This is a genomic window from Oceanobacillus picturae (assembly GCF_000612865.1).
GTDB classification, from domain to species: domain Bacteria; phylum Bacillota; class Bacilli; order Bacillales; family Amphibacillaceae; genus Oceanobacillus_B; species Oceanobacillus_B jordanicus.
Genome location: NZ_CCAX010000004.1, coordinates 196,411 through 208,958, shown reverse-complemented (window position 1 = coordinate 208,958; position 12,548 = coordinate 196,411). Strand labels below are relative to the sequence as shown.

Sequence of the window (12,548 nt, the reverse complement as noted above, 5' to 3'; positions counted from 1 at the left end):
AAGTTCCATTCTCACACTCCTGCAATCACACTCTCAGGAAGCCCTCCCCGTAAGCGGACGAATTCATCGTAGGGGGCGGTTCCTGAGACAACTGTAATCCCGGTTGCCTCAGCATTTTCGATAAGCTGTGTATGGCCCTCTGGATATCGTATCCATAAGATACTGCTTTGCTTATTTATGAATTGTTCTAAAGTGTCAGATGGAAGGACGTTGTGATCTACATAGACAGCGTCTACTTGATAAGGTACATCTGCTAACTGAGTAAAACGATTCTCTTCTCCGTTGATTTCCTGCTGGATTGTTGGAACAAGGAATCCGAGTGCTTTAAGCTGTTCAATTGCTTTATTCACTTCTCTATTGTTTTCTTCAGTGTAAACTGCGATTGCTTTTTGTCTTACTGTCCCATCACTTCGGTCGAATGGAGATCTGACCAGCCATTCTATTGCATCTTTTTCCGAAGGTTTTTGGTTCGTTGTTTTACCAACAGCCTGATTGATCGCCTCATCTAACGTGCTTAGCAGATCAGAAGTAGCTTCTAACCCGATAGATAATCGGACTAACTCTTCCGACACCCCGGAGCTTTTCAACTCCTCTGGGTTAAGCTGCTGGTGGGTAGTCGAGGCTGGATGGATAATGAGCGACTTCGCATCCCCCACATTCGCTACATGTGACCATAGTGATATGGAATCAATCAGTTTCCGACCAGCTTCCCGGCCACCTTTTATGCCAAACGTTATGATGGAACCATATCCGTCTTTCAAATACTTTTTAGCTAGCTGGTGAGAGGGATGATTTTGTAGACCTGGGTAGTTTACCCATTCAACAGCAGGGTGATCGGCTAGGTATGCAGCAATTTCTTGAGCATTTTTAGTGTGTTTTTCTATTCGTAAATGCAATGTCTCCAGTCCCTGTAATAACTGAAAGGCACTTTGTGGGCTTAAACAAGCTCCAATATCACGTAAAAGCTCTACCCGTAATTTTGTCGCAAAGGCGGCTGCCCCGACATCAATAAAACGTAATCCGTTATAGCTTTCCTGAGGCTCAGTAAAACCTTTAAATCTCGAATTGTTCCAATTAAAGCGGCCACCGTCAACCACAACGCCACCAATTGTTGTTCCGTGTCCACCGATCCATTTTGTAGCGGAATGGACAACGACATCCGCTCCCCAAGTAAGTGGTTTGGTTAAGTATGGTGCAAATGTGTTATCAATAATGAGCGGGATACCATGCTGATGGGCGATGGTTGAGACAGCCTCTACATCAAAAATATTAAGACTGGGGTTGGTAATGGTTTCCCCGAAAATAGCCTTTGTCTTGTCAGTTATAGCATTTTTGATTTCTTCAAGATTGCTCCCATCTACAAATTTCACAGCTATTCCATAGCGCGGCAACGTGTGAGCAAATAAGTTGTAGGTGCCACCATACAAATTGCTGTCTGCAATAATTTCATCTCCAGACCCGGCGATGTTTAATATTGCAAAGGATATTGCTGCCATACCCGAAGATGTAGCTACAGCTGCAACGCCATCTTCCAGTTGGGCAATTCGTTGTTCAAATACATCAACCGTCGGATTCCCAATCCGAGAATAGATGTTTCCTGCTTCTGATAAACCAAATAGATTTTGTGCATGCTCCGTATTATTGAACACATAAGAAGTTGTTTGATAAATGGGAACAGCTCTTGCTCCGGTAGACGGATCAGGCACCTGTCCTCCGTGAAGTAACGTTGTTTCATCCTGCTGGTTAGTAAATGATGACATGTAAATTCCTCCTTTAAGATTATGGCCTGCCAGTCAACAGCTTTTTGATGTAAGACTGCAGTTTGCAGTTTAACCGGTCTGGGGGAGGAGGGGAGAATATAAAAAGCCCTCTTCCTAAGAAGAGGGCGTATTATTCACGTTCCTCCTCTTATCTTCCAGATCCAAGATGATCTGTAGGATTTAGCACCATCGGAAGCAAACAAGGTTTGCTTTCAGGTTGCTGGGCTTCGCAGGGCCTATTCCCTCCACCACTCTTGATAAGAGATTTAATTTTTAAATTATTCACATTATAAAACCAATTATACGCGGTTGTCAACCGTTTACTGAAAATAATTGTATAGTAAAAAAACAAGAGGCAAGAACCTCTTGTTAAGTGACATGCGGTCTATTCTCTCGCCCTTTTATGAAAAGGGAAATAAGTTGATAACATATAGTTGATGAGGGCTATCCAGATAAGAGAAAATGCGATTAGATGAGCAGTAGTAAAGGTTTCATTATATACAAACACACCGAGAATTAGCATAATGGTCGGAGCAATGTATTGGAGAAACCCAATCATAGCTAGCGGAATTCTTCTTGCTCCGCCTGCAAACAATAGTAACGGAACTGCTGTCACGATTCCTGCACCAATGAGTAGCATGGTGGAGGACGTAAAGAAAGTATTAGTCTGAAAAATATTTTCCGGGATAATCAGTAAGTAAAGGATAGCTATTGGTGTAATAAACATTGTTTCAATTGTTAAGCTAGCAAAGGCTCCTACATCTAATCTCTTTTTAAATAATCCGTATAGACCAAAGCTCATAGCGAGCAATAAGGATACCCAAGGGAAAACTCCATAGCTAACTGTTAAATATAGAACGCCTGCCCCTGCAAGAATAAAGGAAACCAGCTGTCTTTTGGTCAGGGTTTCTTTTAACACGAGAATACCGAGTAATATACTAATTAATGGATTAATATAATAGCCAAGGCTTGCTTGAAGAACATGGTCGCTATTCACAGCCCAAATGAAGGTCAGCCAGTTGAGTGTAATCATAATGGATGCAAAAATCACAGCAATTAATTGCTTTTTGTTGGTCAGGATTGCTTTGCATTCCTTGATTACGGTGGACCACTTACCTAGCAAGGCAATGAGTACTAGCATGAATACGAACGACCATACTATTCTGTGTGCGAGAATTTCACCGGCAGATACATGATTCACTGCCTTCCAGTAGATCGGTAGAAAACCCCAGAGTAAATATGCCCCTGCAGTTAGTAGAATGCCTGTTTGTTCCTGTTTTCCATTCATGCCAACCCTTCTTTTCTATACAAATTTGTCCCCCACGTGTAACTGTAGTAAGTCCTAAACTTCTTTTATCAAATAAACTCCATTTTAAAAGAGTCTGATCTAAAAAGCAAAAAGCATGTTTGCAGTTATAAGAAAACGCTTTCAAAAAGAGTACTAATAGAATAAGATAGTAGTAGAATAAGAAATCATTTCAGGGGGGATCTTTGTGAAGAAAGACAATCAACATATCGAAACAGCAGTTATCCACCAGGGCTATGACGCAAAGGATATGCTGGGGAGTCTGACACCACCTATTTTCCAGACCTCCACATTCACATTTGCTACCGCAGAACAAGGAGAAAGGCGTTTTGCAGGGGAGGAAGAGGGCTACATTTATTCTCGGCTAGGAAATCCGACTGTAAAGATTCTAGAAGAGAGAATGGCTTCATTAGAGCAGGCTGAACGTGGTCTTGCTTTTGCTTCAGGCATGGCTGCTGTGTCTTCAGTGCTAATTGCTCTAACAAAAGCAAACGATCATATTCTATGTTCTTCAGGGCTCTATGGCTGTACCTACGGCCTTTTAACTATGCTACAAGAGAAGTACCAGATAAGCCATGACTTTTCCTTAATGGATACAGAAGAGAGTATCCGAGAAAAAATAAAACCAGAAACAGCATGTATTTATGTCGAAACACCAATTAATCCGACGATCCGGTTAATTAATCTTAAAATGGTTGCAGATATAGCAAAGGAGTATAATATTCCTGTGGTGGTTGACAATACATTTTCAACCCCCTATTTACAGCGACCACTTGAACTTGGCTGTGACATCGTAGTTCATAGTGCTACCAAGTATATTGGTGGGCATGGTGATGTGATAGCAGGTCTAGTAGTGGGCAAGAAAGCGTTTCTTGATTCCGTTTCCATGACAACACAGAAAGATATTGGAGGCATTATTTCTCCGTTTGATGCATGGTTGCTCCTTCGGGGTATGAAAACATTACCTATCCGAATGGACCGGCATTGTGATAATGCAGAAAAGATTGCAAGTATGCTAGAGAACCACCCCAAGATCTCGGCTGTTTATTATCCATTTAGTGCCCAAATGAAGGAACAGCATTTTGATAAACAGATGAGACGCGGAGGCGGGGTTCTCTCATTTGAGATTAATGGTTCAAAAAAGGACGCACAAACATTGCTTAACCATCTCACTTTTATAAAAATTGCGGTAAGCTTAGGGGATGCGGAGACATTAATTGAGCATCCGGCAACCATGACACATGCGGTTATCCCAGAAAACACTCGTATGGAGATGGGGATAACTGATCAGCTTATAAGGCTTTCAGCGGGATTAGAGGCATGGGAAGATATTTGGTATGATTTGGAACAGGCACTAAGTAAAATATAGAAGGCCTAACCCTTGCAGAGCACTCTGTGAGGGTTTTTTCTCGGCTTCTTCTTTTTTTTAAAAACTGGGCATTATTTGCTTGTCATTTTTTCCTGGCATAATCTTCAAGCTCTGAGGGTAAATATATAAGATGGGAAAGGTGCATGGTACCCATATGACGGTATATGGAAAGATGTGCTATATTATATAAATGATCCGTTTTAGACCGTGAGCAGAGTTTTGGAGGGAGCCTTACATATGGAAATCATATCCTTATTATTAGGTCTAACTATCTTTTTTAATATTGCGCTAGGTATCTCCATTATCTTTTTGGAAAGAAAGGATGCCACTTCTACGTGGGCGTGGTTAATGGTATTATTGTTTATCCCGATTATCGGGTTCTTTCTTTACTTAATTTTTGGAAAGCCAATAAGTAAACGTAGAATTTTCACTTGGGACACGAAAAGTCGCCTCGGTGTAAAGACTGCTGTCCAGTCCCAATTGCGGGCCCTGGAAAGAGATAACTTTAGCTTTAAGCATGAGGAGATCGCCGAGTATGAAGATTTAGTTTATCTACATCTACGCAATGATGATGCTATTTTTACCCAAGATAATACCGTGGATATTTTTACAGACGGTAAGGAAAAGTTTGATGCTTTAATCCAGGATATGGAGAGAGCTACCGATCATATACATCTTCTATACTATATTTTAAGAAGTGATCAACTAGGAGATAGAATTGCAGATGTATTAATCAAGAAGGCAAATGAGGGAATTGAAGTTCGGGTGCTCTATGATGACATGGGTTCCAGAACACTAAAACCCAGATACATAAAAAGACTTCGTCGGGCTGGTGCTCAAGTAGAAGCCTTTTTTCCGCCAAAGATACCGAAGATCAATTTTAAAATAAATTATCGGAATCACCGTAAATTAGCCATTATTGATGGGAAAGTGGGCTATACTGGGGGATTTAATATTGGGGATGAATACCTTGGGACAGTCAAAAAGTTTGGATATTGGCGTGACACCCATTTAAGGATATGCGGAGATGCGGTAACAAACATGCAGACACGATTTATACTAGATTGGAATCAGGCTTCACGACATCATATTTTTTACGATGAACGATACTATAACCATAGCCATAAGGGAGATGTGGGAATTCAGATCGTCTCCAGTGGACCAGATTCTGAGTGGGAACAAATTAAAAATGGTTACATCAAAATGATTATGTCAGCAAAGGAATATATATACATTCAAACCCCCTATTTTATTCCTGATGACAGTTTGCGAGACGCCATACGAATTGCGACACTGTCAGGGGTGAAAGTAAGAATTATGATTCCGAATAAGCCTGACCATCCTTTTGTGTACTGGGCAACTCTTTCCTACATTGGCGATTTATTAAATGCAGGAGCAGAGATTTATATTTATCAAAATGGCTTTCTGCATGCTAAAACCATTGTAGTAGATGGAAAAATAGCCTCTGTGGGAACGGCAAATATTGATGTGCGTAGTTTCCGTTTAAATTTTGAAGTAAATGCTTTTCTCTATGATAAAGGGGTAACCGAAAGGCTAGTCGAGGCATTTAACAATGATATTGAACACTCTACACAAATGACGAAAAAGCTTTATGACCAGCGTTCTCTTGGGATTCGCTTTAAAGAATCTATTTCACGACTATTATCGCCTGTTTTGTAAAATACTAAAGAGAGATGGGAATGGGCTTTTGCCCATCCATTGACTTGTGGTAATATATATCAATACGTTTTAAAACGATTATTTTCTATACTTAAGTAAAATGAAAGAATATGAAGGAGGAAGTGCTGTGAATAGAAAGCCATGCTCTGAATCGCTAACAGTAAAGACATCCCATGTATTACCACCAGATACGAACACACATGGCACCCTATTTGGAGGAAAACTGATGGCCCATATTGATGATGTGGCCGCAATAGCTGCTGTAAGGCATGCTAGGCAACTAGTTGTGACAGCTTCTACGGATTCAGTAGACTTCCTGCAACCTGTTAGGGAAGGCGACTCTATCTGTATGGAAGCCTTTGTAACATGGACACATAATACGTCTATGGAGGTGTTTGTGAAGGCAGTAACAGAGGATTTGCTAACTGGTAAAAGAAAAGTGTGTACTACTGCTTTTCTCACCTTTGTAGCCGTTGATGAAGAAGGGACACCTATACCCGTTCCACAAGTCTACCCTGTAACGGAACATGAAAAAAAGCTTCATGAAAATGGGGCTCTTCGTGCAGCCCATCGAAAAGAAAGAAGAAAGCAATCCAAGGAGCTCGCGGAGGAATTCGGTACAAGTTTTCCTTGGAACAAAGAGAGATAAGAAGCCTTGATAACGGGGCTTCTTTTCGATTTGGTTGTTTGTAGGTTCGCATAGTCGAAAAAAGGGGTATATGAACCCTAAGCAACCAACACAACAAGGAGGATAATCACATGGCGTTATTAGAAAATATTATTGGTGAAGTAAACGAAGTTCTATGGAGCTACATATTAATTGTGGTCTTAATCGGTCTTGGTTTATGGTTTACCATTCGAACTGGTTTTGTCCAATTTCGATATTTTCCAGAAATGATTCGGGTGCTTTTCGACAAACGAACGCTAAGCGCGTCTGGTAAAAAGGGGACATCTGCATTCCAAGCCTTTGCCATTAGTGCTGCATCACGTGTCGGAACAGGTAATATGGCAGGGGTTGCCACAGCAATTGCTTCAGGGGGTCCAGGAGCGGTGTTCTGGATGTGGCTCATCGCCCTTCTTGGAGCGGCTTCCGGATTTGTGGAAAGTACGTTGGCACAGGTTTATAAAGTACCGGAGAAAAACCAATATCGTGGTGGGCCAGCTTATTACATGGAAAAGGGATTGAAGAACCGTAAGCTGGCTGTTGCTTTTGCCGTTATTATTACGATCACATACGGACTTGTCTTTAATTCGGTACAATCCAACACGATTAGTTTAGCGTTTTCGGAACAATATGATTTGAATAAGGGGCTACTGGCAGGTATTTTATTCGTGTTTACAGCTATTGTTATCTTTGGAGGAATTAAAAGCATTGCAAACGTGTCTCAAGTCATTGTACCAGTAATGGCTATCCTCTATATTTTTATTTCTATCTATATACTTTTAACTAACTTCACCGCAATTCCTGATATGATTTCAATCATATTTACAAACGCATTTGGAATCCGTGAAGTAGCTGGTGGGGGATTTGGTGCTGCGATAATGATGGGAATTAAAAGAGGGCTATTTTCCAATGAGGCAGGTATGGGTAGTGTGCCCAACGCTGCTGCCACAGCAGAGGTAACACATCCGGCTAAGCAAGGGTTTATTCAAGCTTTCGGTGTGTTTGTTGATACGATTCTTATTTGTAGTGCTACAGGATTCATTCTTATCACAGCAGGTGGTTATGAAGGAAAAGGAGATCTTGACGGAATTCAGCTAACCCAAGACGCTTTTGCTTTCCATATAGGTGATTGGGCAAGTACATTTATTGCCATCGCTATTCTGTTGTTTGGTTATAGTTCTATTTTAGGAAATTACTATTATGGCGAAAGTAATATTGCCTATATCAAAAACAGTCGTTTGGTAATGTTTCTGTACCGTGCAGCTGTATTGCTTATGGTAGTATTTGGAGCAGTCGCTGCGTTTGATCTGGTATGGTCCATGGCGGATTTAGCTATGGCTGTAATGGCACTTATTAACCTCTATGCCATAACGCGATTATTTAAGATCGCCAACCGGGTGCTACAGGATTATATAACACAGCGTAAAGCAGGTAAGGACCCTGTCTTCTACCGGGATACACTTGAAGATGAAGACGGAATCGTTTTTTGGGGCAGAGACCAGAGCTCTGACAAAGAAAAATAAAGTAAAAGCTTAGTAAAGAAAAAGCCGATCGTGATTCGAAACTACCATTCGAAAGCGATCGGCTTTTTGTCTGTTTTGATGGTGAAATACTTTACAATCTGTGTGAAGCATTTACGTCGTCATTGCTTCCTGGCTTATACTTTCCGAACATATAAAAAAAGGGCGGCTTATGCCGTCCAGTTTACTCACATTCTGTATTTAATTCTTCTTCAGTAACATGATTGTCGGCCCAGCATTGAATCTCTTGTATTACTGGCTCAAGAGCCTTTCCTTTATCTGAAAGAGAATACTCTATTCTAACAGGGAACTCTGAATAAATATTTCGCTTTACGATTCCTTCTTTTTCGAGCATTTTTAATCGATCAGAGAGTAATCGTCCGCTAATAGGTAAGTCAGATTCCATCTCCGAGAAACGCTTTGTCCCACCGAGCAAATCAGATAGTATTAAACCAACCCAGCGTGTGCTAAGAAGTCCCATTGCCTTTTCAAAACGTGGACATAATTTCTCCATGACCATCACCTCACTCTACGACGATATGCTCTAAAGCTAATAAATCTACATTAATTACAAAAAGTAACTACCTTCTTATTATCATAACACAACTCTTATTGGCCGTAAATAGAGATAAAAATTGGGGATTATAGTCGTACTATTTGAAAAGTTATTTTGGTAATTTCTTTCGTTTTATGAAATAATAACGGTATACGAAATTTATTTATTGGAGGTAGAAGGATGGTTAGTCAACAAACAAAAGAAAAGTATGCAGAATTAGCGCTTCGTAAAGGAGTTAATTTACAAAAAAACCAAGCGCTAATGATTAATGCACCATTAGAGGGAGCGGATTTTACTAAAATTGTTGTCCGTAAAGCCTATGAAATGGGTGCTAAAGATGTACATATTAATTGGGTTGATGATGAACTGACCTTGTTAAAATATGAAAATGCACCAGATGAAGTGATTGCGTCCTATCCTGACTGGAAGGTCCAATTACATGACAGCTTTGCTGAGGATGGCGCAGCGGTATTAAATATCCGTTCTACAAATCCTGATTTGCTTAAAGATATTGATCCAACAAGAGTAGCAAAAGCAAATAAGGCTGCAGCACAGGCAATGAAAAATTTCCGCAAATATACAATGAACGACCGAATTGCTTGGTCTATTATCTCTATTCCGACAGGTGATTGGGCGCAAAAAATCTTTCCTGACAAAACAAAAGATGATGCAGTAGAGGCCCTTTGGGACGCTATTGTTAAGATTGTAAGAGTTGATCAGGAAGACCCAGCAGCGGCTTGGGATGCCCACAACGAAACATTGAGAACAGCGCGAGAGATATTAAATAAAAAGGATTATAAAAAACTTTTATTTAGAGCGCCTGGAACTGACTTAGAAATGGAACTTCCAGAAGGACATATTTGGAAAGGTGGGTCTGCTGTAACAGAGGGCGGAACTACGTTCAACCCGAATATGCCAACAGAAGAAGTATTTTCTATGCCACATAAGTATGGGGTTAATGGTACAGTTTCTAGCACGAAGCCATTGAATTATGGTGGTAGCCTAATCGATAATTTTAGCCTGACATTAAAAGATGGAAAAGTTGTCGACTTTAAAGCAGAACAAGGGGAAGACACACTGAAGCATTTGCTTGATACAGATGAAGGAGCAACACGTTTTGGTGAGATTGCGTTAGTACCACATGAATCACCAGTTTCCCAGTCTGGGTTAATTTTTTATAACACGCTATTTGATGAGAATGCGTCTGTTCACATTGCGCTAGGTAAAGCTTATCCGACAAACCTGAAGGGTGGCTCTGCAATGGATGAAGAGCAATTAGATAAGCATGGTGTAAACGATAGCCTTACACATGTTGACTTTATGATCGGCTCAGAGCAACTTGATATTGATGGTGTTCTGGCTGATGGAACTACAGAAGCCGTGTTCCGTAATGGTACATGGGCATTGAATGTAAAATAGTAAACAAATACATTTTAAAAAGAGGCCATACTTCGTTAATTCGAAGTATGGCCTCTTTCTCTCAGGATTACATCCTGTCATTTTTTACAAGGGCTGCTTTGATTTTGGTATAGTCGAAGCTATCGCCGAGCGTTTCTTTTATTTCTTTAAGTTTTGGGTCTTCTAATTGCTGGTGTGCTGCAAGGACTTTTGCCTCTTCCTCTTCATTGAAAAATATTTGCCATAAGAGTGGGTGTCCATCTTTGTACGCTTTAAATAAATGGCTTTCTACAGTTTGCTTAGAAAGGTCTCGCATCGCGGCAATATCTTTAATAGACTTGCCAGATTGGAACAATTTATAACTAACAAGGTGACTAGGACCTTCCTCACTCTCTTTGCGTGGCTTTGCTCGAAGTGTATCCGAAATGCGTACCCGTTCTGTTACATCTTGATTACTTTGGCGCCATTCCTGAATAACTTGGAGAAAAGTTTCTCCATATTGCTCGTATTTTTTCTCGCCAATTCCTTTAATGGTTAGCATATCTTCTTTCGTAACAGGGAAGTAACGACTTAGTTCCTTCAATGTAGCATCAGAAAAGAGGACATATGGTGGAACGTTCTTCTCATCCGCTAATTCTTTCCGTCTTGCTCGTAACGCTGTGAATAAATCTTCATGATAGTCTGTCTCCTCAGATTGAGGAATAGGTGCAGTAAACATCCATACCTGTCGTTTACCTTTCAATACATCAACAGATTGCTGATTAAGTTTTAACACCGGAAATTTCCCTTCTTCTGTAGCAAGCAGTTGCTCTGCAATCAAAAAGTGGATCCACTCGGTCAATTCTTTTTCAGTATAAGAAGAAAGGATGCCATAAGTTGAGATTGAGGTAAGCTGAAACTGGCTTATCTTTTTATCCTTGGATCCCTTTAACACTTTGGCGGTCATTCCTACACCAAATCGTTCTCCCATACGTTTGACACAAGAAAGAATCTTTTGTGCTTCCTCCGTAATATCACTTTTCTCCTGGCGCTCTAGACAATTACTACAGCGACCACATCCCTGTCGAGAAGGCATATCGGAAAAGTAGTCTAATATAAAGTTAGTTAGACAACTATGTGTGTGACAATAATTAATCATTGCCTGTAGCTTTCTGTATTCACCTTGCTTTGCTGCTTCTTCCATTTGCGACTGCTCAATTAGGAATTTCTGCAATTGAATATCTTGAGGGGAGAAGAGTAGAATGCAATCACTCATCTCTCCATCCCGTCCAGCTCTTCCTGCCTCTTGATAGTAGGATTCTATATTCATAGGCATGGCATAGTGAATAACGTAACGGACATTTGACTTATCAATACCCATCCCAAAGGCATTGGTCGCAATCATGACCGTTGTTTCATCATGAATAAAAGCAGCTTGGGCCTGTTTTCGTTCTGTCTCACTTAATCCAGCATGATATTTTGATACCGAAACGCCTCGTTTGGTCAATTGCTCATGTAAGGCATCTGCTTGTTTTCGCGTTGCCGTATAAATAATACCAGATTCGTCCTCATGTTTTTGAATAAACGAGCGTATATAGGTAGGTTTGTCCTTCCCTTTTATAAGATGGAAGTTCAGGTTCGCGCGTTCAAATCCTGTATTTATCACATGATCCATCTGTAGCATTTGCTGAATGTCCTTAATCACTTCTCCTGTTGCTGTTGCGGTTAAGGCAATCAAGACAGGAACGGATTGCAACTTCCTTAGGTTAGGTACAATCGAACGATAGCTTGGCCTGAAGTCGTGTCCCCATTGAGAAATACAGTGTGCTTCATCAAAGGCAATAAGGGACAACTGGATACGTCGTATTACATTGATGAAAAAGGACGATTCAAAGCGTTCTGGGGCCACGTAAACAAATTTATAGCGCTTTGCAGCAATATCCTGCATGCGTTGCTGTTGTTCTTCAGAGGTTAACGAGCTATTTATATATGTAGCAGGGATCCCTAATGATTGGAGGGCATCTACCTGGTCCTTCATTAATGAGATTAATGGGGAAATAATAATGGCTGTGCCATCGAGAACCATTCCGGGAACCTGGTAACAAAGGGATTTCCCGCCGCCGGTAGGCATGACAGCCAGGGTATTACGTTGCTCCAAGACATGATGGATCGTTTCCTTTTGCCCAGGGCGAAAGGATTCATAACCAAAATAAGACTGCAGAATTTCTTGTTCTTTTGCCATCATAACGATCCTCCTCTAAAAATATCCTATCACATATTTGTGAATAAAGAAGTAATTTTTGCCCCGGCACAACC

Annotated in this window: 9 protein-coding genes and 1 riboswitch; of the genes, 5 read left to right on the top strand and 4 right to left on the bottom strand. The window is 40.7% G+C overall.

What is annotated here, in order from left to right; genetic code table 11:
- Positions 1 to 11 precede the first annotated feature (11 nt).
- Entirely contained in the window at positions 12 to 1,760 is a 1,749-nt protein-coding gene (locus BN988_RS17765; protein ID WP_036578599.1) for a PLP-dependent aspartate aminotransferase family protein, read from the bottom strand.
- A gap of 145 nt (positions 1,761 to 1,905) precedes the next feature.
- A riboswitch (SAM riboswitch) is annotated at positions 1,906 to 2,024 on the bottom strand.
- A 121-nt stretch (positions 2,025 to 2,145) separates the two neighbouring features.
- A complete protein-coding gene (gene rarD / locus BN988_RS17760; protein ID WP_036578598.1) occupies positions 2,146 to 3,048 on the bottom strand; it encodes an EamA family transporter RarD in 903 nt (300 codons plus the stop codon).
- A 205-nt stretch (positions 3,049 to 3,253) separates the two neighbouring features.
- On the opposite strand from rarD, the gene megL reads away from it, so the two are divergent.
- From megL to BN988_RS17740, 4 genes are all read left to right on the top strand, one after another.
- Positions 3,254 to 4,435 (top strand): methionine gamma-lyase, encoded by a 1,182-nt coding sequence (gene megL / locus BN988_RS17755; protein ID WP_036578596.1) that lies wholly within the window; start codon positions 3,254 to 3,256, stop codon positions 4,433 to 4,435.
- A gap of 237 nt (positions 4,436 to 4,672) precedes the next feature.
- Positions 4,673 to 6,115, top strand: a complete 1,443-nt coding sequence (gene cls / locus BN988_RS17750; protein ID WP_036578595.1) for a cardiolipin synthase — start codon at positions 4,673 to 4,675, stop codon at positions 6,113 to 6,115.
- A gap of 127 nt (positions 6,116 to 6,242) precedes the next feature.
- Positions 6,243 to 6,764, top strand: coding sequence for an acyl-CoA thioesterase (locus BN988_RS17745; protein WP_119575156.1), 522 nt, complete (start codon positions 6,243 to 6,245; stop codon positions 6,762 to 6,764).
- Between the two features lie 110 nt (positions 6,765 to 6,874).
- The gene (locus BN988_RS17740) at positions 6,875 to 8,302 is read left to right on the top strand and encodes an alanine/glycine:cation symporter family protein (RefSeq protein ID WP_036578591.1); all 1,428 of its coding nucleotides are present in this window, start codon (positions 6,875 to 6,877) and stop codon (positions 8,300 to 8,302) included.
- Positions 8,303 to 8,483: 181 nt separating this feature from the next.
- Here BN988_RS17740 and BN988_RS17735 read toward each other — a convergent pair whose 3' ends face one another.
- Positions 8,484 to 8,813, bottom strand: coding sequence for a winged helix-turn-helix transcriptional regulator (locus BN988_RS17735; protein ID WP_106898090.1), 330 nt, complete (start codon positions 8,811 to 8,813; stop codon positions 8,484 to 8,486).
- Between the two features lie 222 nt (positions 8,814 to 9,035).
- Here BN988_RS17735 and BN988_RS17730 point away from each other — a divergent pair, with 222 nt between their 5' ends.
- A complete protein-coding gene (locus BN988_RS17730; protein ID WP_036578587.1) occupies positions 9,036 to 10,274 on the top strand; it encodes an aminopeptidase in 1,239 nt (412 codons plus the stop codon).
- Between the two features lie 67 nt (positions 10,275 to 10,341).
- On the opposite strand, the gene recQ is transcribed toward BN988_RS17730, so the two are convergent.
- Entirely contained in the window at positions 10,342 to 12,477 is a 2,136-nt protein-coding gene (gene recQ, locus BN988_RS17725; RefSeq protein WP_036578585.1) for a DNA helicase RecQ, read from the bottom strand.
- Positions 12,478 to 12,548: the final 71 nt, after the last annotated feature.